Raw genomic sequence first — 24,869 nt, forward strand, 5'->3', positions numbered from 1 at the left:
TCTCAAAAATGCCATTTTTCGTTGATCCTTCGTTACAGCTCCTTTTGTGCTGCTCATTTACATCTGTGTAAACTGCGCTGCTCAAAGAATCTGCGCCTTGGCTGAACGAAAAATTACTATTTTTGAGTCAGCTTCTAATATTTATATTTTTATCGATTAATGCTTGTTTAGTGTTCCAATAGCTTAATTCTTGAAATAAAAATAAGTTTGCAGCAGCAGCAGCTGATACGTCTGTTTGTGTGAGTATATTTGCAATATCTTCAGCATTGCTTGCCCCGCTGCAAGCAATCACTGGGATAGACGTTGTTTGAGCAATTTCATTAATAACAGATGTATCATAACCAAGTGTGCTGCCATCTTTATCAATTGATTGTACAATTATTTCACCTGCCCCTCGATCTTGAGCTTCTTTAGCCCAGTGAAAAGGGCAAAGTTTTGATGCAACACGTCCACCATGTGTATAAACTTCGTAAATGCCGTTTGAATGGCATTTTATATCAATGCTTACAATAATTGCTTGTTGGCCAAATTCATGTGCTGCTTTTGTGATGAGTTCAGGATTTAAAACAGCTTGAGTATTAATTGTAATCTTATCTGCACCTAAATTTAATCGTTGCTCTATATCGTGCAAAGACTTGATACCACCACCAAAGGTAAGAGGCATAAAGCATTTTTTTGCAATTAACCTCAATATTTCAAGTGTTTGATGATTAGCTTCAGGACTAATATCTAAATAGATCAGTTCATCAAGATCCCATGCATTATAGCGCTCAAGCTGTATCAAAGGGTTGCCAATTATCTGATGGAAATTAAAATATTGACTTCTTACTAAGTGGCCATTTTTTAATAGAAGTACAGGAATGATTCTTTTAGTTAGCATAAAGTTAAAAAATTTCTTAATAAAGTTAGACCAAACTGTTGGCTTTTTTCGGGATGGAATTGAACGCCAAATAAATTTTCATGCTCTATACTAGAGATGATTGAGGTTGCATGATATTGCGTAGTTGATGTTGTATAGCTTGTGTTTTCATTTGAGTATGCAAAAGAATGTGTAAAGTAAAAATATACACTTTGTGGGATATTTTTGAAAAGTAATGATTTCTCATTATGAATAACATTATTCCAGCCAACATGAGGTAATTTTAGAGTAGTGTTCGCTTGGTTAATTTTTTTTACGTGATTGGATATTAAGTTTAACCCAATATGCTCTCCAAACTCATCACTCTTTTGTGCAAAAAGTTGCATACCTAAGCAGATGCCAAGTATAGGTGTGCCTGCATGAAAAGCTTTAATAAAGGGTTCTAATAATTTGGCATTTGCTAAATATTGCATTCCTGAATAAAAGCTACCCACACCTGGTAGAATCAGATGAGAGCAGTGTTTGATTTGCGCTTCTTGTTGGATAATAACAGGAGTAAAACCCAAAAATTCAACAGCATGAGAAACAGAGCCTATGTTACTTGTCGCACATCCAATAAGACCGATACTTCTTGTCATACAGGCTCCTTAATACAGAGAATGTGCCTTGAGTCACAGAAGTGAATTTGATCGACGTTTGCTTGCATTGTATCAAGTAATGCATTCAATTTATTATCCATAATACTTGCAAGATATTTTGGGTAATTATTTTCTAGCTGTATGCTCAACAATCTGCGCAAATCACCAACATCTTGACCGAATAGCCACTGATTTATTACTTTAAAACCAGCTATTTTTAATGCATAGTTAAGAGAGTCTTCTGTATAAAGTTGCACATGAAGCGCATTATCTAGATTCCTGCCTGCATGAGTCTCAAAAGCAGTTTCTAACAGCGTTGATAAACTGAACATTGGAATGGCAAAAGCAAAAATAGTTCCTGGCTTAGATGCTTTGAGTGCATTAAAAAATAAATGCGCATCTTGAACATGTTCTAATACAAAGAATGCGGCATAGATATCAGCTGGCCAGCTTTCTACAGCAGAGGCAAGTGACGTTGTATGGGGATGGGCATGACGACCTTGCAAATATCTATTAGCAATACCACATAGATCTTCATTTCTTTCAAGACCATTAAATTGTTTAATAGCAAAATCTTTCAAGCAAGCAAGAAAATATCCGGCACCAGAACCTAATTCTAGCCAGCTTTTTTGTTGTATTTCATCTATTGTAAAGCCATACTCTAACAGTGACTCTAATATCCAATTGAATTTCGGTTGGTATATTCTGCTTTGGCGAGATTGGAATTGTTCAGTTGTTAATTCAGGGTATACATCTAAAAAGCTAAGTCCATCAGGTGTATCTGAAGGATACAGTGATGTTGGTAAATGTTTTGATTGTATATGATGACATTGATTGCATAAAAAATAATCTAAACTTCGATGCGAGAATATATCTGCCTGTGTAAGCGTTTGTGTGCAGAGCAAACACTTTGAACGAAGTGGTTCTTGTTTTAAGTAATCTACAGCTTTGTATTGACCATCGCGTATAGATTTATCTATTTTCGCGAGTCCCGTATACTCAGTTGAGATATCTATGCTGGGTTTGGAATATTTAAATCGCATGATATTCCATTATTAATTAGGTTATACACACTAAAATGTGGCGTTTTAAAGTTCTTTGTAAGAACAATTGCCTTATTGTAGTCCTCTAAAGTATCAATTGTAAAAGAGCTAGGATTACTTTTCCAGCTTTCAGGTGGGGAAATAACTTTTATAGGATACTCATTTTGATGATGATAGAAATAAAGTGTTAAGTGCTCACGATGTTCTGGTGTCAAACAGTCGCTTTGATGAAGTTTTTCCAGAGAATTTCTTTCAAATAATTCAAAATCGATGCCAACAGGAAATTTCCCTTTGGTCGTTGCTAAAGAGAATCCAGTTGAAAAGGAAGAGAAAGTTGCATCTAAGAAGTAGTCTAAGGTAGACCCATCAACAAAAGGGCAATCTGCGGTTACTCGAATAATACGATCTATTTGAAAGTGCTTTGCACATTCAATATAACGATGCACAAGATCATGTGGGTTGCCTTTGAACCAGAGACAATCTTGTTTTTCTGCAATTTCACACAATATTTCGTCTTCTGGCAATGAGGTTGTTGCCAAAATGATGGGTAAACCATATTTATTGTCTTTTAAGCGTGTTAAGAGTAGCTCCAACATAGGACGCTCTAAAAGAGGTAGCATGGCTTTACCGGGTAATCGAGAAGAACCCATGCGCGCAGCTACGATGACAGCCATATTAGTTGACGTTGTCATAGCTTTTTTCCTCAAGCATATTTGCAATTTTGAGATCTCTTTCTGAAGACATGAAGAAACATTCTGCTGTTGAGACTTCAAAATATGCAATAGAAGGGCCAGTAAGAGTGCCTTTGATTAAATTAGAATTTTTTGTGGCAAGACAGGTTCTTGAATCTTTATAAATAATGTCAAAATCTGAATAAAATTCTTTTTTCTCATTTAATGGAATAAGACCATATTGACTACGTTTGAACAAAGTGCTTTCTATTACTTGAACACCACATGCACTATCAGCATCAGAATAAGCAAGATGGCATATTGCTTCTTCAAGCGTATTACTAGAAACAAAAGGACTTTGAATATATCTCAAAATAGTGAGGCCGTTGAGCATAGGATCGAATTCTTTTGCAATTCTTTCTAGCGTTGGCACAATGCTTGCCGTTCTTAGTGTGCTAGCATGTTCTCTATGAATGAATTTCAATCTTGGGTCGTCAAATTCTTCTAATGTATATAATGGTGCTGTTGTATCACTTGTTACAACAACATAATCTATATGTGAAGATCCAAGACAGACTTCAATGTCTCGAGTTAATAAGCTCTTACCATTGATTTCCTCTTGCCAAAGATTGTGTCTGAAATCATAGTGTTCTCTAATAGGAATAACAGCAATAACAGGTTTGAGTTGCTTTAATTTCTCTAATGCAGAGTCTTTTTTAATTTGTTGTCTTGCATTAAAAATACGTTTTACATTTGTCGTAAGGTTATTGCCATGTCTTCTATAATAAAATAATGGTAGATTAATGTTTGCACATTTATAAGAAGTAGAAATTTTGGTCCATAGATCAAATCCATCCTGCATGCCCAGATCTTCTCTATAACCATTTACATTTTGTATTGCTTCAGATCTAACCATGGTGCATGCACCATGAGGAGGAATATCTACTAAATGATTGGCGGTGTATATTTTCTTGCGTTGTTCATGTGCATAGATTTCACCATTCTCATCAAATAAGTAATAGTCTGGAAAAACAAGCGCTACTTCGGGATGAATATCTAAGTAATGAGACAATACTAATAAAATATTTTCTTCAAAAATATCATCAGCATCTAAGCGAATGATATATTCTCCTTGTGCATGTTTTAGTGCAAAATTACAAACGCTGGGTAAGCCAATACCAGGTGTTTGGAAAATTTTGATTTTGGGATGATTTGCATAATATTGCATAATCTCTTGCGTATTATCACTAGAGTTGTCATTAATGAGCAGCAATTCCCAATCTTGCATTGTCTGCTTTAAAACACTCTCAATTGCTTCAGACAAATATCTGCCATAGTTATGAGAAGGCATATAAACGGTTATTTTTGGAGCAGTCATGTTAACAACCTTATAAAGACGCTAATAAATCATCACGGAAATGACACAACTGTTTCAATTCATTAATGTCCATGCTGCATGAATGATCTGGACCGTGCATAGTTTTGTCGCTGGTAAAATGTTTTTCAATGATAAAAGCACCTTTTGCCATGGCAATTTGGCTTGCAGAGATGCCAATCGTATGATCACTAAAACCACTATATTTTTTAAAATCAATGGTATTTAGTTTTAGATCGCCTAATTCAGTTGGATATTTAGAAACACAGTACAAGTAGTCAATTTTTTTTGCATTGATTACCGGAAAATTATCTTCTTTCCAATGCCCAAGAGAAGCAATAATAGGTTTTTGAGTTTGAATTAGGCTTGAAATTAATTCTGCATCAAAGATACTTCTTGAAGCTATTTTATAGCGTTTTACTTCAATAGCTTCAAGCCATTCAATGCGTTCTATATCAAAAACAGAGGCCATAAATTCAATGCCAACAGCATTACATTCATCTGCAAGGGTATATAAATTTTCCCTAGAGAGTTCTGTCGAAAGGTTGTAGTCATACCATGGGTTGTTTTCTTTGGGGAATAATTTTTTTGCATCGTACAACTGAAACTTAGCGACACCTGCGCCTGCTTGTTTTGCATGACGAATTAGCTGTTTAGCTAATTCCATGTCACCGTTATGATTTTGTCCTATCTCAGCAATAATTTCGATTGTATTCATTTTCTAACCACATATTTAACATTATGTAACAAAATAGAGTGTGACCATTTAGTTTCTGAGCATCATTTAGCATGCGAGTTGCATGCTTTTCTGCTTCTTGTGTAATAAAACCATATTTAAAGAGAGCAGATTGATGAGAGAAAGTGTGTTGGTATAAATCTTTCCATTCATTTTTAAGCCAATGATCAATAGGCACATTAAAGCCATGCTTAGGGCGTTTTAGTACCTCATCTGGAATTAATTCTTTAAAGGCATCTCTGAGCGGCCATTTGAGTGTGCCAGAATGCAGCAAAATTTCATAGGGGATACTACGTGCCCAGTCTGTTACTTTTTTAGATGCAAAAGGCACTCTTGATTCAATAGAGTATGCCATACACATACGATCCACTTTTGTTAGCATCTCATTAGGAAAATAAAATTGCCGATCGTTTTCTAAAAAAGCCATTGGGAAATGAGAGGTATTTAATCCATCAAGTGCAGAAAAATGCCTAATAGACGTTGTTACCTTTATGGATTGTTGCCATTCTTGACTGAAGAGAATAGATTTTTCTTTTTCATGTGCATAATAATGCCAGGCCCATGCTTGTTGTGAGAATGGGTATTGACTCATTATTTTTAATCTTTCAGAAGGTGGTAAACCAAAGGACTGAAAAGAGGTTATTGCTTCTTGACTTAACTTGCCTTGATTCTGGTATTGCAATTGCTGCATAAACTGATACCAAGAATAGCCACCAAAAAATTCATCTGCACCATCGCCACTGAGTAAAACTTTGATACCCAACTCTCTTGCCATTTGTGCAATCTTCAAGATACCAAGACCTGAAGACACAGCAAAAGGTTGATCGCCATAATGACAAAAAGAGGGGAGCAATTCTTTGAAGTCTTTTGCTGTCACATGAATTGCATGATGTTTTGTACCTAATTGGTTAGCAAGATATTGAGCATCTTCTGATTCATCGCTTTTCCCATGATAGGGGTCAATGAGATCTTCAAAGCCAATACTAAAAGTATTGATATTCTCAAGATGTTGGGCGCATAAAGTCGTCACAATTGAACTATCAAGCCCTCCACTTAAGAAACAACCTAAGGGTACTTCAGACATAAGTCGGGATTGAACAGATTCTTTTATAATATTTTGTGTGTGTTTAGATATTTCCTCTGCTGTAAAATCATCAGGAATTTCAATGGAATGATTTGTTGAGAGGTAGCTTTGAAGTTTGATGCCTGATTCATCTGCAATTAATAAGGAACCAGCAGGAAGTGCTTGAATTTCTTGATAAATAGTTGCAGGCTCTGGGATCCATAAAAAAGTGGGAAAATCCCATATAGCTTGTTGATTGAGTGTCAATGTTAATGAGGCACAAGCTTTTAAGGCTTTAATTTCAGAGGCAAAAACAAGTTCTTGAGCAGAGCGTTTTGCGTAGTACAATGGTTTCTCACCAATAAAATCCCTTGCAAGGATAAGTTTCTTTTCAGATTTGATCCAAAGAGCAACCGCAAACATACCATCTAAGTCTTGAAATAATTCTATTCCTTTTTCTTCATACAAGTGGCAAATAACTTCACCATCTGAATGTGTAGAAAAACGGTAACCTTTGCGAATGAGTTCTTTTCGAAGTTGAGATGAGTTATATATCTCACCATTGTAGAAGAGAACGATATCTTTAGATTCGTTAAAAAGAGGTTGATGCCCATCTGCCAAGCCGTTAATTGCTAAGCGACGCATACCTGCGACAAAAGGCAGATCGAAATAAGTAGTAAAATCATCTGGTCCCCTGTGTGAAATGGAATTCAACATGGGGTCAAGAGAATTCACTGACGCATTCTTGCTATAATATCCTGCTATACCACACAAGCTAACTAGACAACTATGTAAAGAAAAAGATGGGGCTATTTTAACTCAATAGCAAACAAATTTCCTTAACATAGAATTTATTTGTTTTTATCCTGACTAATATTGATTGAATAGTTTGTTAGCTATAATTATGTTTCAGCCGTAATCCCACAATCTTAATAAAAGGTGGTATCCTTTGCTTTTTTTGTGTTTGCCATTTTAGATAGGCATAGCATGCAAATATATGATTGCGACAATAGGATATGTGGGAGTTAGTTACTTGTGTTTGGATTGTTAAAAAACGCACTCAAGCTCTTTTCCAAAGAAGAGAAGAAAAAAATAGCTTTTCTTCTCTGTGGTGTCTTTTTGATGGCAGTAATTGAAGTTTTTGTCATTGCTTCTATTATGCCCTTCATGGTCTTGGTTACCGATCCTACTATTATCCAAAATAATGTTATTTTACAAACAGTGTATAACAGCTTTGCTTTCCAAAATGAGCGTATATTTCTTTTAGCTTTAGGTGTCATAGTATTTTTTGTGATTGTTGTTGGTAATGCTTTCTCTGCTTATATGACGTGGAAAACTATTCAATTTTCCTATGTACAAGGAAAATTGCTATCACAGCGCCTTTTTAAACATTATTTAGAAAAAAATTATGAGTTCTTTATTGTTAATCACTCAACAGAGCTTACCAAAAATATTTTGCATGAGGTAAATCGTTTTGTAACAGGGCTTTTGGTTCCTGTCATGCAAATGTTAGTTAAGAGTATCGTTTCTTTATTTATCTTGGCAATGTTGTTTTATATAGATCCTTTGCTTGCTATAACGATTACTTTACTATTGGGGAGCATATATTGCTTTATTTATTTATTTATTAAGGGGCGTTTGAGCTCATGGGGAAAGCAATCTTCTCTGCTGCATGCCAAGAGATATAAAATAATTGGTGAATCCTTTGACGGTATTAAAGAAATCAAATTAGGTAATAAAGAAGATTATTTTTTAAATCATTTTGAAAACTATTCATGCGTATTGGCCGAGATCGAAGCTAAGCAACAAAATGCACCACAAGCAGCGCGTTATATGCTAGAAGCCATTGCTTTTGGGGGGGTGATCTTGATTGTATTATATCTAACAGGCTTCAATAAGAATGTCAGTGAAACGATACCGCTTTTGGCTTTATATGCCTTTTCTGGTTATCGCTTGATGCCAGCCCTACAACAGATTTTTTCTGGTTTATCTTTGGCGCGTTACAATTATTCCGCGTTAGATATATTAGCGCAACAGCTGAATAACATGGATAATAGAGAAACGATTGCTAGTAGTATTGTTCAAAAATCGCTGACCATAAGAAATGAAATAGCATTAGAAAAAATCCAATATTTTTATCCTACATGTAGCTCACCTGCGATCAAAAATATCTCTCTCAAGATTAAAATGAATACATTGGTTGGATTTGTTGGAAAAACAGGTTCTGGTAAAAGTACTTTAGCGTACATTCTAATAGGGTTATTAAGACCACATTCTGGTCATTTAGTTGTGGATGGCCAACGGCTGGAAAACCATAACATCAAGAGCCTGCAAAGTATTATTGGCTATGTTCCACAGAGTATCTTTCTGGTAGATGATACGATTACTAAGAATATCGCTTTTGGTTTGCAAGACGATATGATTAGTTTTGAGGCCGTACAAAATGCTGCAAAATTAGCTAACATACATGAATACATCTCAAGTTTACCAGAAGGTTATAATACCGTAGTTGGTGAAAAAGGAATTCGATTGAGTGGTGGACAACGACAAAGAATTGGGATTGCTAGAGCACTTTACCATCAGCCAGAGATTTTAATATTTGATGAAGCGACAAGCGCATTAGATACAATCACAGAAAAAGGCGTACTAGATGAAATAATCAATTTAAGAAAAAAAATTACGATTGTCATGATAGCGCATCGTTTAGTAACTGTGAAATCCTGTGACAATATTTTCTTGTTTGAAGATGGGAAGATTGCTGGTGAAGGTACATATGATGAGCTGGAGTCAACATCAGCTATTTTTCAAAAAATGATTAATGTATAAATTTTTAGATTGATTGTCAGTAAGCAAGCTTTTTAGTGTAATTGCAAATAGAACCATAATATGGGAATGCAGACTATGAAAAAATTAGCAATATTGGGCGGAACACCTCTCATACAAGATACAATAAAACCATTTATTTCTTTAAACGATGATGATATTGCTGCTGCAACTCGTGTTATTCAATCTGGGTGCTTGTCGGGATATCTTGGTAGCCCAAGTGATAAATTCTATGGTGGTATAGAAGTCAAAAATCTTGAAAAAACTTGGTGCGAGCGCTTTCAAGTAGAGCATTCTGTTTCTGTAAATTCTGCTACATCTGGACTGATTGCTGCAATGGGAGCAATTGGTATCAGTCCAGGAGATGAAGTGATTGTGCCTCCTTATACAATGTCTGCAACAGTTATCGCGCCACTTTTTTATGGAGCAATTCCTGTTTTTGTTGATATTGAAGATGAACATTTTTGTATCGATCCTGTTTTAGTTGAGCAAGCGATCACAGCTAAAACAAAGGCAATCATGGCAGTGAACTTATTTGGTCATCCAGCAGAGCTGGCTGTCTTAAGAAAAATAGCAGATAAGCATGGTATTTATTTAATAGAAGATAATGCGCAAGCAATTTTGGCGGAAGAAAATAATAAATTTTCTGGAACGATTGGGCATATAGGTGTATTTAGTTTAAATGTACACAAACATTTGAATGTGGGTGAGGGGGGCATTGTTGTTACAAATGATGATGATCTTGCTAAAAAACTACAACTTATTCGTAATCATGGCGAAAATGCGAGTGAATGGATAGGGGTGCAGGATCTCACAAATATCATTGGTTATAATTTTAGACTGTCAGAAATTCATGCTGCTATTGCGCAAGTTCAACTGTCTAAATTGGATGATTTGACTCAACGTGTGATGGAGATGGGAGAGGGCTTATCTGAAGGAATCAAAGACTTACCTGGCATTAAAACACCAAGCATACGAGAGAATTGTTCACATGTTTATTTTATGTGGTCTTGTCGTTTTGATAGAGATGTCATGGGGATCAGTCGAGATTTGTTCTGTAAAGCATTATTAGCTGAAGGGCTTCCTATTGCTCAAGGCTACGTAAAACCATTGTATAGACTCCCTACCTTTCAAAAGAGAATGGCAATAGGGAAAAATGGCTTTCCTTTTTCATTATCAGATAGAACCTATAAAGACAATCAGTGTGATGTGGTAGAAAGGCTTCATTTTAAAGAGTTATTTCAATTTCAACCAGTAAGCTGGGATGTAAATAAACATGTTTTAAACAATATTATTAATACTTTCTATAAAGTATATGAAGCATTACCTGAGTTAAAAAAATCTACTGAATTAGAGTATGAGCATTAAAATGAAGTATTGCCAACGTTGTATTATGCCTGCGACTCGTCCTGGACTACGATTGAATGCTGAGGGAATCTGTGCTGCTTGTTTGTGGTATGAACAAAAGAAAACCTTGAATTGGCAAGAGAAACATAAAGAATTTCAAGATCTTGCTCAATGGGCTAAAGCAACTTCCCGTTCACCTTGGGATTGTGTGCTGGGAGTAAGTGGTGGTAAAGATAGTACGTGGCAAGCTATTGTTTTAAGGGAGCAATTTAATCTCAATCCTTTACTTGTACAGTTTGCAAGTTCAGATGGCACTGAGCTTGGAAGATATAATATTGAAAATCTTGTGAAACTTGATTTTGATTTGATCACGATCCAGCCTAACCCTCAAATTGCGCAAAAGCTTTCTAAACGTTCATTTTTAGAATATGGAAATATTCACAAATATGCTGAGTTAGCTTTGTTCTCCGCCCCTTTTAGAGTAGCGATTGATTACGATATTCCATTGGTATTTTTTGGTGAAAATCCTGCTCTTGAAGCAGGCGATCAAAACAGTGGTGAGGGCTTTGATGCAACCAAAATTATCAATAATAATACCTTGGGTGGTCAGAGTTATCGTATGTGGCTTGAGAAAGATGAGGTTGAGGAAAAAGATTTACAATTATATCGCTTTCCAACAGAAGATGAGTTTCATCGCTGGCAGGGTAAAGGTATTTTTATGGGATACTATTTGAATTGGTCTGGTTGGGAAAATGGAATATTTGCAATTGAGCATGGTATGAAGTGTATTGAGGCTGATTATAAAGATATAGGCATACATTATAAGCATAATTCTTTAGATAGCGATAACGGTGGTATTGTTAACTCAATGCTTAAGCAGACCAAGCTTGGCTTTGGTAATGCTACAGAATTTGCTTGTTACGATATTAGAGCTGGTCGGATAAGCCGTGAAGAAGGGGCACTTCTTGCAAAATTGTTAGATGGAAAATGTCACCCAAGATATATTTCTGCTTATTGTGATTGGATCAATATTTCTGAAAATTTGTTTTGGGAAACGGTGAAAAAATTTCGTGGTCCTATGTGGAGACAAGAAGGCGCAGCATGGATAATTACCGACCCTATTTGGAAACAGGTGAATTGCCCAGAAGATAAATATTTAGAGACTATTATCCATAAATTAGATACACAAAAAAAACGTACTCAGGATGATTCTTTAGTAGGTATTGTATAATGCAAGCATTTGAAAAAGAAAATAAGATCACTTATTGCACAAGGTGTTTATATCCTTCTAATCATCCTTTGCATTTGGCATTTAATGCGAAAGGTGTATGCACAGGTTGTTTGGTTCATGATGAAAAAGATAATTATGATTGGCATTATGGATTAGCGCAATTAAAGGAAATTACATCCTCTTATCAGAAAGAAAATGATTATGATTGCATTATTCCTGTTTCTGGTGGGCGGGATGCTTATTTTATTGTGCATTTTGTAAAATATGTTTTAGGATTAAAGCCATTATTGGTTTCTTATAATCGACACTATAATACAGGCTTAGGCGTTCGAAATTTAGAATGTTTAAGAACGCGTTTAGGGTGCGATATTGTTATGTCAACAATATCACCCTCAAAATTAAAATGTATTACACAAAACACACTCAAATTATTAGGAAGTATTCATTGGGCTTATTTGGCTGGTTCAACTGTATTTCCAGTTCAAACAGCTGTCAAAAGAAAAATTCCACTGATTATATGGGGAGCACATCAAGGGATTGATCAAGTTGGTATGTTCTTTCATAAAGATCAGGTAGAAATGACACGACGTTATCGAAGAGAACATGATTTGATGGGGTTTGAGGCTGAAGACTTAGTTAATAAAACGCCAGATTTAACAGAGGAATCACTTTCATCATTTTTTTATCCCGCAGATACGGATTTGATGCGAGTTGGTGTCAGAGGGATCTATCTCAATAATTTCATTTATTGGGATACAAAAAAGCAACATGAAGCAATGATAAAGATGTATGGTTACAAAGCACATACCTTAAATAGAACATTTGATTCTTATAATGATATTGATTGTCAGTATTATACAGATGTTCATGATTACATAAAATATTTGAAATTTGGTTTTTCTAAAGTAACGGATCATGCATGTCGTGAAATTCGCTTAGGGCGTTTGACGAGAGATGAGGCTTTAAAACTGGAGGGTTATTTTCAGAATAAGCCCGTTCAGCATTTGAAAAAATTGACAGATTGGTTGGAAATTTCAACACAAGAATTTGATAAATATATACAAGCTTTTGTTGCCAAGAAGGGAGTGGACAAAGTTACCTGCTTGGCAAAATTAAATATAGCACCACAAGGCGAAATTAATTATATTTTGGATAAGTTGAATTTCTTATCGAATGAAAATCCTGAAATACATCGTCTATCTCAGTCTGAACAGCTTCTTTTGAGAGGATGGGCAAGTCAAGCAGACAGTGTGGAGCCTCATCATGGATAAAAAAATTAAAATCTGCGCAACCATTGAAGCAAGGCTTGCTTCTACTCGTTTACCAGGCAAAGTTTTATTTCCATTAGCAGGAAAATCAGCATTAGAACATATTATTGAGAGAATTTCTCAAGCAGTATTGGTGGATGAGATTATTGTGGCAACAACTGTTGCTAAAGAAGATAGACTTATTAAGCAGTTATGTGATCAATTAGGCGTTAAATGTTATCAAGGTAGTGTTGATAATATAACATCTCGATTGTTAGGTGCTTCAGAAGGATTTGATGTCATTGTACAGGCAACGGGGGATAATCCTTTTATTGATCCAGATTTAATTGATAGAGCGCTTTCCATACTGCTAGAGTCTGGTTGTGATTATGTGTGCAACAATGTTATCGATACTTATCCCAGAGGTTTAGACATTAGAGTCTTTACAAGAGCAGCACTTGAATCGGTTGCAGAGAATACGCAGGATCCAATAGACTTGGTGCATGGTAGTTATTATATTTATCGCAATCCAGAGAAATACCAGCTGCGTGCTTGGTCAGCAGAAGCGCATCATCATAGACCCAATTTAAGATTAACAGTAGATGAGCCTGAAGATTATATAGTAGCCAAACATCTTTATGAACGCTTGTATGTCAGAAAAAAAGACTTTCGTTTAATAGATATTTTGCATGCCATTGATATGGATCAGAGCATTATTCATGTGAATGCTGAGATTAGACAAAAAGAAGCATTAGAGGGATAGGATGCAGGTATATAAGGCAGTTGTAATTGGCGCTGGTCAAATGGGAGCAGGTATAGATGACAAACTTGTATCTCATGCAGCTGCTTTTAAGAATAATCCTCGATGTCAGTTATTGGCTATTTTTGACCCCTCTGTTGAAAATCTTGAGAAAGCAGCAAGTCATTGGGAGGTAGAGGGATATTCAGATATGGAATCTATGCTGCGTGATAAGCAGCCAGATATAGTATCCATTTGCTCTCCTGATTTTATGCATGCAACACAAATGGAATTAGTCGCAGAGTATTCTCCTAAAGCGATTATTGTAGAGAAACCAGTTGCTTTAAATTTGAATGACCTTTCTAAGATAGAACATTTTTTTTCAAAAAGAAATACTATTGTTGCTGTAAATTATACACGTAGATATCTATCCGCTTATTATTATTTAAAAGAAGCATTTTCTTCACAAGCTCTTAGAGCTGTTTCAATTCGGTATGCAAAAGGTTTAAAACATAATGGTACGCATGCAATTGATCTGATACGATTTTTATTTGGTGAAATACGGGCATATAAAATACTTTCTTCAGCCAATGATTATAAGATAGATGATCCAACAGTAAGTATATATTTCGAGACGGATAGTTGTGCCAATATTGTATTGCAAGGCTTAAATCAAAATGATTATGTTTTTTTTGAAGTAGATGTTTTTACAGATCAAAACAGATATACCATTCATTCTGACCATCAAATACTTTCAGTTTATTGTGTGAGTGAAAATCAAGGTACTCCACTAGGTAAACGTTTAGTTTTTGAAAAAGATATTGTTATTGAACATCATAAGGGCACCAATCATCTTGTAGAGAATGTATTAAAAGCACTTGATAATAAAGCAGCCCGGTTTTTGAACTTAGAAGAAGCTTTGCGTTCTGAAAGATTGGCACTAAAGATAAGCGAAGAACTTTCTCTTATCCCTACAATAGAAGAAGGGATATAGCTGTGTTACAAAGACAGAAAATAATTGATATTTTTAAGCAATATAAAACTGCACATTTGTATTGTGCAGATCCAGGTGCATACGCAGTATTGTCTGTTTTATATCATCTACTCAAAGCGCATGGTATTGAGGTTTGTTTTTATTGTGATGGTTGGGCTGCTACGCATTCTGAGATTACGTTTTCAGACCCTTGCCAGATCAAGTTTGATATAATTGCAATGCAAGATATTTTAGTATTAGGCTCGCAGCTTGATTTTGGTCTTACTTATGGTTATTTGCAGAAATCACTTACAGTTTCAATGGCAACAGTGTTTATTTTTGATCATTGGAAGAACTATCTTGAGCACTTTACTGATAATTTAAGCCAATCTATTTTGATGCCTAATTATGTATTCTTTCCTGATCAACTATGCCAAGATGAGTTTGAGGAGAGGGTAAGAGGTTTGGGCTTAACTAAGATATGCTTCGAGGCAGTGATTACAGGACATTTAGCCATTGAGCATAAAATGGAACATCTTTCAGAGATACCTGAGACAGCGCTAAGGCAGCTCAAAGAGAAATATAAGATAGACGCGCAAAAATTGGTTTTAATTTTGTTAGACCCAGAAAATACTCAAGAATCTTTTGGATTTACCTTAGAAAAAAATTTAACAGCAATGTATGAGCAGTTATCTTGTTTATTAGATGAGCAGATTATGGTATTGATTAAACCTCATCCAAGACAAGATTTAAGATTGTTTTCAAAAATAATGAGTAAGGTTTGGAATGATACAAATGTTCCTTATCATCTTGTTGATGAAACAGATCCTTTAGAGATATTGATTTTAATTTCACAGGAAGTATGGGGGATTACAACCATGGGGTTAGTGCTTGCTAAAAGAATGGGTAAGCCCATAAAAAGTTTTCAGATTTGTAGGAATGCATTTGGTGCACTTCAGTCAAATTCACATATTGAGCCTCATGTTGTTTTAGAATAAATCAAACACGGTATCGTTTTAGTATGGTGTAAGGTAAAGACTTTGTGAAAAAATATCTTCAATCACTCTTATCTTTTGATTATGAGAAAGATTTAATATTAAAATTTATCGATAAATATACAAGTAAGCAGCATAAAATATTAGATGTAGGGTGTGGGTATGGGCGGTTTTTAAAGCCACTCATGCAAAAAGGGTATCAAATTACAGGTGTTGAAAAAAATAGTACCATCGTAAAAGCAAATACCAAAGATGGTTTAAAGTGCTATGATTTTGAAGTTTTTGACAAGCAAGATGAGAAATATAACCTTATTATTTTGTCTCATATCATTGAGCATTTCTCGCCTTTAGATTTAGTATCTTTTCTAGACTATTATTTAAATCGATTAACTGAAAATGGTTATTTGTTGATTGCAACGCCGTTATTGTCAAATTACTTTCATGATGATTTTGATCATGTTAAGCCATATTTGCCGACAGGGATCTTGATGGTGTATGGTGAGAATAATGCACAGGTTCAATATTATTCAAAGCATAAACTAAAACTAGTGGATTTGAAATTTCGCGTTAGTCCTATGGCCTTGAGAAATTTTAGTTCAATGTACATAAAAACCAAATACACACATATGATACAGGCAATAAACTTGGCATTTGTGGGCGTATATTTGCTTACTTGTAAGTTTGTGGGTAAGCGCGATGGATGGATTGGTGTTTTTCAGAAAACTAAGTGAAATATTATGACTGCAATTAAATATGCGCCTATCATTTTGTTTGTATATAACCGTGTTTATCATACAAAAGAAACCATAAAAAGTATCTTGGGAAATAAAGAATCAGCTAACACAGATCTTTATGTGTATGCTGATGGTGCTAAGCGTGTGGAGGATGAGGTAAGCGTAGAACAAGTGCGCTCTTTATTCCAGGGTTTAAAAGGTTTTAAATCAGTAACCTTGGTTCAAAGAGAGAAAAATTTAGGGCTTGCTCAAAATATCATTGCAGGTGTTACAGAAGTGGTTGCTAAACATGATAGAGCAATTGTATTAGAAGATGACTTGGTGCTTTCTCCTTATTTTTTAAAATTTATGAATGAAAATTTAGAGCGTTATCAAGATAATCATACCGTTGGCTCTATTCATGGTTATTTGATTCCCACAAAAATTAAATTACCAGAAGCATTTTTTCTTCGAGGTTCGGATTGTTGGGGATGGGCAACATGGAAGAGAGCGTGGGATCTCTTTGAAAAAGACGGCCAAAAATTGTTAACACAGTTAAAAGATTTAAAATTAGAGCATGCTTTTGATATGGGTGGTGTTGCAGGTAACCTTGATATGCTCAAAGCGCAAGTACTTGCTAAGAACAATTCTTGGGCTATTCGCTGGCACGCATCTTTATTTATTGCTAATAAATTAACTCTAAATCCTGGGCGTAGTTTAGTTAATAATATTGGCACGGATAATAGTGGTGAGCATTGTATTACAACAGATGTTTATTCTACCGCTGTTGCAGATCAGCCAATTACTTTCGCGGCATCTATTCCTGTCACAGAATGTAGTTTGGCAATTAAAGCCTATCAAGATTTTTATAAAAGACTAAATCCACCTATTTTTACACGTTTATTACGCAAGACAAAACGTATCTTTGATTCGATTCTACAATAAGGCAGTCATGTACCATTTTTGTACTTTATTTGATAAGAATTACTTCACGAGAGGGTTGGCACTTTACGAATCTTTGCGTCAACATTGTTCTGATTTCCATTTGTATATTTTTTGTTTTGATGAGGATAGCTTTGAGACGTTGTCCGACTTGCATTTACCACATATGACCTTGATCAGTTTAGCAGCATTTGAAGATGCAGAATTATTAAGCGTTAAATCAGATAGAACTAAAGCAGAATATTGCTGGACATCAACGCCTTCAACTATTTTATACGTGCTGAAAAATTACCAAGTCCCCTCTTGTACCTATGTAGATGCAGATATTTATTTTTATTCAAATCCTGCGGTACTTATCGAAGAAATGCAACAATCTGTTATTTTGTTGACGGAGCATCGTTATACAGCACGCTACGATAATGCACATTTGTCTGGTAGATTTTGCGTGCAATTCATGACTTTTAAAAACCAACCTGATTCTTTAGAGGCCTTGAATTGGTGGCGCCAAGCATGTTTAGCATGGTGTTATAACCGTGTAGAAGATGGAAAGTTTGGAGATCAAAAATATTTAGATGACTGGTGTACTCGTTTCTCTGGCGTGCATATCTCGGAACATTTGGGTGGTGGAATTGCGCCATGGAATGTTCAGCAATATCATTTTTTAAAGAAGACAGATAAGCTGGAATGTGTTTTTCGTGCTCAAACAGGAGATGTTATTTTTTATCATTTTCATGGTTTGAAACTATATAGGAAGCTAAGAGCTGATTTAGGTCAGTATCAGCTTAATAGTAATGTAATTAAGTGGATCTATCTTCCCTATCTTAAACACTTATATAATATTAGTAAGAAGCTAGAAAGTAAGTTGGAAAACCCATTTGTTGATGCTTTCGCTGTTGAACCGACTTGGATACAGTGTCTCAAAAGATTCGCAAAAGGAAGTTTTAATATTTTAAATCTTGAGAGAAGTTTTGAAAATGTCCGAATTAATAATTTTGCCAACCCACTCAGATAGCCGGGGTCACTTAACGGTTCTTGAGAAAATACTACCATTCCAAGTGAAACGTTTATATTGGATTTATGGGGCGCAAGGTAGCAGTCGTGGTGGCCATAGGCATAAGGTGACTGAACAAGCATTTATTTGTATGCATGGTTGTGTGGATATTAACATCCAGCGTTATCATGAAAAACAGTGTATTAGCTTGGATAGCCCTCAGCAATGCTTGTTGGTTCCTCCAGAAGATTGGCATACCTTAGATAATTTCTCGTCCGATAGTGTTCTCCTGGTATTAGCTTCTCATGAGTATGATGCACAAGATTATATAAGTACGCCATTATGATGACAGTAGCCTATGAAGATTTACAAAAAGTAAATGCACCGTTCACAACACAATTCCAAGCATCTTTTAACGAGGTTTTGGCATCTGGCTGGTTTATCTTAGGCAATCAAGTCACAATTTTTGAGAAAGCTTTTGCTGAATTCGTTGGCACAAAACACGCAATAGGCGTTGCCTCTGGTCTAGATGCTTTATATCTGTCCTTTCAAGCATTAGATTTACCCCAGGGGAGTGAAGTATTAGTTGCTGCAAATGCATATATTGCTACTATTTTGGCAATACTCAGAGCGGATTTAAAGCCTGTGTTGATTGAGCCAAATCTTGAAGATGGTAATATCGATGTTTCTAAAATTGAAAAATCGATTAGCCCTCGCACAAAGGCAATATTACCCCTTCATCTGTACGGTAATCCCTGCGATATGCAACCTATTTTAGATTTAGCTCAGCAATATAATTTGAAAATTGTTGAGGATTGTGCGCAAGCACATGGTGCATTATATCGTGGTCAGATGGTTGGTACACAAGGTAATCTGGGGGCTTGGAGTTTTTATCCAACCAAGAATTTAGGTGCTTTGGGAGATGGTGGTGCTATCACTACAAACGATGATGTGCTTGCAAATAAACTAAGAGCGCTCAGAAACTATGGTTCATTTGTAAAATATGAAAATGAATATTTGGGACACAATTCACGCTTGGATGAAATGCAAGCTGCGTTTTTGAATGTTAAATTAAAAGGCTTGTCTGATATTACCTCACATAAAGAGCGTTTAGCACAACTTTATCAAAGCCAGTTACATGAACAATTTCACAGAACAAAACCTGTCGCTGACAAGCGTCATGTATATCATATTTTTATGATTCGTCACCCAATGCGTGATCAATTAAGGAAGTATTTGCTAGACAATGGTGTAAAAACAGAAATTCACTACCCAATAGCACCTTATGCACAAAAAGCAACTAAAGGTATGTTTACGGAATCGTATCCGATCAGCGATGAATGGCATAAGAGTATTTTAAGTTTACCCATTTCCTTTGGTCATACTGAAAGGGACATAGAATACGTTATTCAACTAATGAATGAGTTTAGAATATGAAAGGAATTATTTTAGCCGGTGGAAGTGGTAAGCGTTTATATCCTTTGACAAAAATTGTCTCAAAACAATTAATGCCAATTTATGATAAACCGATGATCTATTATCCACTTTCTGTATTAATGTTGGCAGGACTTCGAGAAATACTCATTATTACGACACCAGAAGATTCTGAGCGTTTTAAATCTGTATTAGGAGATGGCTCTGAATTTGGCATTTCTCTTCAATATGCAGAACAAAAAGAACCGCGTGGTATAGCAGAAGCTTTTATTATTGCTGAAGAATTTATTCAGGATGACTCAGTGGGTTTTATTTTGGGTGACAATATTTTCTATGGTGATAGTCTTCCAAAACAATTACAACAACATGCACAATTGAAAGAAGGTGCGACGATCTTTGCTTATTATGTGCAAGATCCTTGTCGATATGGTGTGGTTGATTTAGATAAAAATAAGCAGCCATCTAGGATTGTTGAAAAGCCATCGACACCTATTTCAAATTGGGCTGTGACGGGTTTGTATTTTTATGATAACAGTGTGATTGAAATTGCAAAACAATTGAAACCATCGGCACGTGGCGAGTTAGAAATTACAGATGTAAATAATGTGTACCTAGATAGAAAATCCTTGAATGTTGAGTATCTAGGCCGCGGTATGGCTTGGTTAGATACAGGAACACAGCAAAGTTTGCTTGAAGCCAGCCAATTTGTGCATGTTATTGAATCAAGGCAAGGACTGAAGATTGCTTGTTTAGAAGAGATTGCTTATCGCATGGGATACATTAGTTTATCTGATCTTGAAAATTTAGCTGAAAAATTAAGTCAGAGTCAGTATGGACACTATTTACAACAAATTGTTAGGCAGGCTCAAACATGCTGAATTTATTAGTAACAGGTGGTGCAGGTTTTATCGGTAGCCATTTTGTTGAATATCTTTTAAAGCATTATCCTGAGTACCGCATCATTAACTTAGATAAGCTGACCTATGCAGGTTCTTTAGATAATCTGAGCGATGTACTCAATAATCCTAAACATATCTTTATTCAAGGTGATATCTTAGATGCCACCTTATTAGAAGAGCTTTTTACAGCCTATCAAATAAATGCTGTTGTGCATTTTGCCGCAGAATCTCACGTTGATAATTCTATTGCAAAGCCAGATGCTTTTATACAAACAAATATTCATGGTACTTTTCAGTTGTTAGAAACGGCTAAAAAATTCTGGCATCAAAAAGCAGACCAAGATCATTCATCATTATTTAGGTTTCATCATATTTCTACTGATGAGGTATATGGTAGTTTAGGTAAGGAAGGTTATTTTTTCGAAACTTCTCCCTATGCGCCAAATTCACCTTATAGTGCAAGTAAGGCCAGTAGTGACATGCTTGTAAGAAGCTATCATAAAACCTATCAGCTCAACACAGTGATCACGAATTGTTCTAATAATTTTGGTCCTAAGCAGCATGATGAAAAATTGATCCCAACGATTATTCGTAATGCAATTTCAGATAAGCCAATACCTATTTATGGTAATGGCTTGAATGTTAGAGATTGGTTGTCTGTGAATGATCATGTACATGCAATTGATTGGGTGCTGCATAATGGTATTAAGGGTGAGAACTATAACATTGGCGGTGATCAAGAAATGAGTAATTTAGAGATTGCAAAGAAGATATGTACGTTACTTGATGATATAAAACCACGTGCAGATCGCGTTAGCTATGCAGAGCAAATTAATTTTGTTACAGATAGATTGGGGCATGATTTTCGCTATGCGGTGAATACAGACAAGATTCAAACTCTAGGTTGGAAATTATTAAGCCAATTTTCAGAAGAATTATATCAAACAGTATGTTGGTATCTTAATAAATATCAAAATAATTAATGATTGGAAATGCTACCATGTATTTAATAAAAGATTATTTGCCGCCGGTTCTAACACGTTCATTAAGAGCTTTAAAGAACCATAGAAAAATATATTCATCTTTTGCACAAGCCAAAGCAGCATGTAATAGTGAAGGATTTGAAGGGCAAGCACTGGTAGATATGGTTTTTTTTAAGACACAGCAATATCGAGAAGTACTCAAACAAAAGACAATATCAAGTTTGAGTATTCCAGAATCATTTTTAGTTGCAACTATAGCAAAGATGAATCAATCGCATATTCGAGTGTTAGATTTGGGCGGCGCTTTTGGCGCACATTATTTCTTTATTCGTAATTTTTTTCCTCACATTAGTTTTGATTGGGTAATTATTGAAACATCAGCCATTGCCAAAAGAGGATCAGAGTTAAACGACAAAAATCTAAGTTTTATAGCTTTTGAAAACATAGATAAAACACAACTGGGTAGTTTTGATCTTGTTTTGACATCTGCAACTTTGCAGCATGTGCCCGATCCAACAGAAACACTAGAATTTTTATTATCGTTGAATGCCCCATGGCTTGTTTTTTTGCGTTCTAGCTTTTGTTTAGATGCTGAGCATTTTTGGGTTATTCATAAATCTTTGTACAGCGACAGTGGTCCTGGTCCAAAGCCTGAAGGAATGAAAGATGGATTATCGGAATTCCCCTTTGCTTTAGTCTCTAAACAAATCTTTGAGAAAAAAATGCAAGTGCGTTACAAAGAGATTTTTTGTATTTCTGATAATAGTGGATTATTAGAAATACTGGGGAAAGAATGTATTGGCTTTAACCGACTATATCAGTTACAGAATTCATCAATTTGAGATCATTATAAACAGCATATTACCTATTAAAGAAAATCAAAATGACTTTTAAAAAAATACTTAGAACTTTTGCAACTATTGCTCGCCCAATATTGTTACCAGGGGTAATTTATTTCAATCGATTTATCCGTGGTCTTGCAAAATTTAGCCATAAAACGCAGTTTTATTTGCAATGGGCTGTTAAACCAAATCCAGAATGGTTTGATCATTATCTTGATCAATATTATAAATGGCATACCTCTAGGAACCCACTGGGCTGGGAGCGTGGTATTTTTAATTTGCTTGCCTTGAAACCAGAGAGCACTGTATTGGAGTTATGTTGTGGAGATGGTTTTAACGCACATCACTTTTATTCTATTCGTGTAAAGAATATTTTGTCTATTGATTTTGATCCTAAAGCCATTGCGCATGCTAAGCAAAATTTCCAAGCAGACAATGTTGTCTATCAATGCCATGATATTCGACAAGGATTACCTAAAGGACCATTTACAAATGTTATTTGGGATGCAGCAATAGAACACTTCACGATTGATGAAATCACGAGAATTCTAAATGAAGTAAAACAGCGCATAGGTAAAACTGGTATTTTAAGTGGTTATACAATTGTAGAAAGAGATGATGGTGCATCACATGATGATCATGAATATGAGTTTAAATCTAAAGAAGATCTCCAGCTCTTATTAAAGTCATTTTTTAAGCATGTTGTTGTGCTAGAAACTGTGTTTCCAGATAGAACAAATTTATATTTCTACACAAGTGAATCACCTATTAGCTTTTTAGATGATTTTCAATTGCCTGTGAAAAAGATTACTTCACAACAGCAAGAAGAAGCGATGATTGTCTAACAGGGTAGGTATACATGAATATAACGGTTTTTGGTTCAGGCTATGTTGGTTTAGTCGTTGCAGCATGCTTTGCAGAAGTAGGTAATCATGTTGTATGTGCTGATATCGATGCAGAAAAAATAGAATTACTACGTCAAGGTAAAAGTCCTATCTACGAACCAGGATTGGAAGAGCTTTTAAAATGGAATTTAAAAGCAAAGCGTATTAGCTTTACGACAGATGTTGCACAAGCAGTTAAACATGGTACTTGTCAGTTTATTGCTGTGGGAACGCCACCCGATGAAACAGGTAAGGCAAATTTAGCTTTTGTGTATGCTGTTGCTAAGAGTATTGCACAGCATATGGATGAATACACAATTGTCATTGATAAATCAACCGTTCCAATTGGTACGGCTGATCAAGTACAAACGATTATTCGTGATGCGTTGACGACAAGAAATGCCAATATTTCATTTGATGTGGTTTCAAATCCAGAATTTTTAAAAGAGGGTGCGGCTTTAGAGGACTTTAGAAAGCCAGATCGTATTGTCTTAGGGGTAGAAAGCCCGCAAGCAGAAGCCATATTAAGAGATTTATATGCACCGTTTAATCGCAAAAATGATCGCCTATTGGTGATGGATAGGCGCTCAGCAGAACTTACAAAATATGCATCAAATGCAATGCTGGCAACGAAAATAAGCTTTATGAATGAAATGGCTAATTTAGCAGAAAAAGTAGGTGCTGATATTGAGCAGGTGCGCATTGGTATGGGCGCTGATCCGCGCATTGGTTATCATTTTACCTATCCCGGTTGTGGTTATGGGGGGTCTTGTTTTGGTAAGGATGTGCAGGCTTTAATTCATACCGCTAAAGATTATCAAAGTAGTTGCGATATTGTTCGTGCTGTAGAGCAAGTGAATGCCAGACAAAAAAATAGAGTATTTGAAAAAATAAAAAATCATTATCAAGAAGATCTACAGGGTAAGGTATTTGCTATTTGGGGACTTGCCTTCAAACCTGGAACAGATGATATGCGAGATGCGCCAAGTCTCAATGTTATTGAATCGTTAATAGCTCATGGCGCAAAAATTCAAGCTTTTGATCCTGAGGCCATGCATGAGGCAAAGAAGCTTTTTCATAAGAATGTACTTATCAGTTACGCTCAAACACCTGAAGAAGCATTAGAAGGTGCAAATGCGCTCATCGTATTAACAGAGTGGCGTATCTTTAGAAGTCCAGATTTCTCTCATCTCAAAAAAGCTATTTCTGATAAAGTTATTTTTGATGGCAGAAATATTTATGATCCTGTGCTCATGAAAGAGAGAGGAATACAGTATTACGGCATAGGGCGTGGTTCTGTTCTTGAGGTATAGTCTTCGCACATGCGTTTTCGGGGGTGTTGTCTTCGCCTTCTCGCAATCCTCATGTACTTTTATGTACACTCCGGTTGCTCGAGGCTTGACGCCTACCCGAAAACAGCATGTGCTGTGACTATATAACA

24 protein-coding genes are annotated in these 24,869 nt (G+C 35.6%); 17 read left to right on the plus strand and 7 right to left on the minus strand.

From position 1 onward, the window contains the following. Positions 1–127: 127 nt before the first annotated feature. The 7 genes from hisF to asnB are packed head-to-tail and all read right to left on the minus strand — an operon-like array spanning position 128 to position 7,159. Positions 128–880 (minus strand): imidazole glycerol phosphate synthase subunit HisF, encoded by a 753-nt coding sequence (gene hisF, locus CC99x_RS02045; RefSeq protein ID WP_057623690.1) that lies wholly within the window; start codon positions 878–880, stop codon positions 128–130. After that, on the minus strand, positions 874–1,497 hold the full coding sequence (gene hisH, locus CC99x_RS02050; protein ID WP_057623692.1) for an imidazole glycerol phosphate synthase subunit HisH: 624 nt from the start codon (positions 1,495–1,497) through the stop codon (positions 874–876). Before hisH ends, hisF begins: the two co-directional genes overlap by 7 nt. Then, on the minus strand, positions 1,494–2,540 hold the full coding sequence (locus tag CC99x_RS02055) for a methyltransferase domain-containing protein (protein WP_057623693.1): 1,047 nt from the start codon (positions 2,538–2,540) through the stop codon (positions 1,494–1,496). Before CC99x_RS02055 ends, hisH begins: the two co-directional genes overlap by 4 nt. Further along, the gene (locus CC99x_RS02060; protein WP_083477286.1) at positions 2,510–3,232 is read right to left on the minus strand and encodes a cytidylyltransferase domain-containing protein; all 723 of its coding nucleotides are present in this window, start codon (positions 3,230–3,232) and stop codon (positions 2,510–2,512) included. The genes CC99x_RS02055 and CC99x_RS02060 overlap by 31 nt, the downstream gene beginning before the upstream one ends. Continuing rightward, complete coding sequence (locus CC99x_RS02065; RefSeq protein ID WP_057623695.1) at positions 3,216–4,589, minus strand: glycosyltransferase; 1,374 nt, start codon at positions 4,587–4,589, stop codon at positions 3,216–3,218. The genes CC99x_RS02060 and CC99x_RS02065 overlap by 17 nt, the downstream gene beginning before the upstream one ends. Positions 4,590–4,599: 10 nt before the next feature. Then, entirely contained in the window at positions 4,600–5,304 is a 705-nt protein-coding gene (locus CC99x_RS02070) for an N-acetylneuraminate synthase family protein (protein WP_057623697.1), read from the minus strand. Then, positions 5,279–7,159 (minus strand): asparagine synthase (glutamine-hydrolyzing), encoded by a 1,881-nt coding sequence (gene asnB, locus CC99x_RS02075; RefSeq protein ID WP_259596550.1) that lies wholly within the window; start codon positions 7,157–7,159, stop codon positions 5,279–5,281. The genes CC99x_RS02070 and asnB overlap by 26 nt, the downstream gene beginning before the upstream one ends. Positions 7,160–7,420: 261 nt before the next feature. On the opposite strand from asnB, the gene CC99x_RS02080 reads away from it, so the two are divergent. The 17 genes from CC99x_RS02080 (at position 7,421) to CC99x_RS02160 (ending at position 24,741) form a co-directional block, all read left to right on the plus strand. Then, positions 7,421–9,211, plus strand: coding sequence for an ATP-binding cassette domain-containing protein (locus CC99x_RS02080; protein ID WP_057623700.1), 1,791 nt, complete (start codon positions 7,421–7,423; stop codon positions 9,209–9,211). Between the two features lie 75 nt (positions 9,212–9,286). Then, the gene (locus CC99x_RS02085) at positions 9,287–10,576 is read left to right on the plus strand and encodes a DegT/DnrJ/EryC1/StrS family aminotransferase (protein WP_057623702.1); all 1,290 of its coding nucleotides are present in this window, start codon (positions 9,287–9,289) and stop codon (positions 10,574–10,576) included. A gap of 1 nt (position 10,577) precedes the next feature. After that, positions 10,578–11,786 carry an N-acetyl sugar amidotransferase gene (locus CC99x_RS02090; RefSeq protein ID WP_158003195.1) on the plus strand — a complete coding sequence of 403 codons (1,209 nt, stop codon included), beginning with the start codon at positions 10,578–10,580 and terminating at the stop codon, positions 11,784–11,786. Then, a complete protein-coding gene (locus CC99x_RS02095) occupies positions 11,786–13,057 on the plus strand; it encodes an N-acetyl sugar amidotransferase (RefSeq protein WP_057623706.1) in 1,272 nt (423 codons plus the stop codon). The genes CC99x_RS02090 and CC99x_RS02095 overlap by 1 nt, the downstream gene beginning before the upstream one ends. Further along, positions 13,050–13,796 carry a cytidylyltransferase domain-containing protein gene (locus CC99x_RS02100; protein WP_057623708.1) on the plus strand — a complete coding sequence of 249 codons (747 nt, stop codon included), beginning with the start codon at positions 13,050–13,052 and terminating at the stop codon, positions 13,794–13,796. The genes CC99x_RS02095 and CC99x_RS02100 overlap by 8 nt, the downstream gene beginning before the upstream one ends. Before the next feature lies 1 nt (position 13,797). Then, on the plus strand, positions 13,798–14,766 hold the full coding sequence (locus CC99x_RS02105) for a Gfo/Idh/MocA family protein (RefSeq protein WP_057623711.1): 969 nt from the start codon (positions 13,798–13,800) through the stop codon (positions 14,764–14,766). Between the two features lie 2 nt (positions 14,767–14,768). Further along, a complete protein-coding gene (locus CC99x_RS02110) occupies positions 14,769–15,743 on the plus strand; it encodes a polysialyltransferase family glycosyltransferase (RefSeq protein ID WP_057623713.1) in 975 nt (324 codons plus the stop codon). A gap of 44 nt (positions 15,744–15,787) precedes the next feature. Then, positions 15,788–16,471, plus strand: a complete 684-nt coding sequence (locus CC99x_RS02115) for a methyltransferase domain-containing protein (protein WP_057623715.1) — start codon at positions 15,788–15,790, stop codon at positions 16,469–16,471. 6 nt (positions 16,472–16,477) lie between these two features. Continuing rightward, positions 16,478–17,398, plus strand: coding sequence for a glycosyltransferase (locus tag CC99x_RS02120; RefSeq protein WP_057623717.1), 921 nt, complete (start codon positions 16,478–16,480; stop codon positions 17,396–17,398). 7 nt (positions 17,399–17,405) lie between these two features. Then, the gene (locus CC99x_RS02125) at positions 17,406–18,407 is read left to right on the plus strand and encodes a hypothetical protein (RefSeq protein ID WP_057623719.1); all 1,002 of its coding nucleotides are present in this window, start codon (positions 17,406–17,408) and stop codon (positions 18,405–18,407) included. Then, on the plus strand, positions 18,370–18,732 hold the full coding sequence (locus CC99x_RS02130) for a sugar 3,4-ketoisomerase (RefSeq protein ID WP_057623722.1): 363 nt from the start codon (positions 18,370–18,372) through the stop codon (positions 18,730–18,732). Before CC99x_RS02125 ends, CC99x_RS02130 begins: the two co-directional genes overlap by 38 nt. Further along, positions 18,729–19,823 (plus strand): DegT/DnrJ/EryC1/StrS family aminotransferase, encoded by a 1,095-nt coding sequence (locus CC99x_RS02135; protein ID WP_200953414.1) that lies wholly within the window; start codon positions 18,729–18,731, stop codon positions 19,821–19,823. The genes CC99x_RS02130 and CC99x_RS02135 overlap by 4 nt, the downstream gene beginning before the upstream one ends. Continuing rightward, positions 19,820–20,698, plus strand: a complete 879-nt coding sequence (gene rfbA / locus CC99x_RS02140) for a glucose-1-phosphate thymidylyltransferase RfbA (protein ID WP_057623724.1) — start codon at positions 19,820–19,822, stop codon at positions 20,696–20,698. The genes CC99x_RS02135 and rfbA overlap by 4 nt, the downstream gene beginning before the upstream one ends. After that, positions 20,692–21,702, plus strand: a complete 1,011-nt coding sequence (gene rfbB, locus CC99x_RS02145; RefSeq protein WP_057623726.1) for a dTDP-glucose 4,6-dehydratase — start codon at positions 20,692–20,694, stop codon at positions 21,700–21,702. Before rfbA ends, rfbB begins: the two co-directional genes overlap by 7 nt. 17 nt (positions 21,703–21,719) lie before the next feature. Then, on the plus strand, positions 21,720–22,544 hold the full coding sequence (locus tag CC99x_RS02150) for a methyltransferase, TIGR04325 family (protein WP_158003196.1): 825 nt from the start codon (positions 21,720–21,722) through the stop codon (positions 22,542–22,544). A 41-nt stretch (positions 22,545–22,585) separates the two neighbouring features. Then, positions 22,586–23,389: a class I SAM-dependent methyltransferase gene (locus CC99x_RS02155; protein ID WP_057623729.1), complete on the plus strand. Its 804-nt coding sequence runs from the start codon at positions 22,586–22,588 to the stop codon at positions 23,387–23,389. Between the two features lie 14 nt (positions 23,390–23,403). After that, positions 23,404–24,741: a UDP-glucose dehydrogenase family protein gene (locus tag CC99x_RS02160; RefSeq protein ID WP_057623731.1), complete on the plus strand. Its 1,338-nt coding sequence runs from the start codon at positions 23,404–23,406 to the stop codon at positions 24,739–24,741. Positions 24,742–24,869: the final 128 nt, after the last annotated feature.

The sequence above is a fragment of the Candidatus Berkiella cookevillensis genome (assembly GCF_001431315.2).
In the GTDB taxonomy this organism is placed as follows: domain Bacteria; phylum Pseudomonadota; class Gammaproteobacteria; order Berkiellales; family Berkiellaceae; genus Berkiella_A; species Berkiella_A cookevillensis.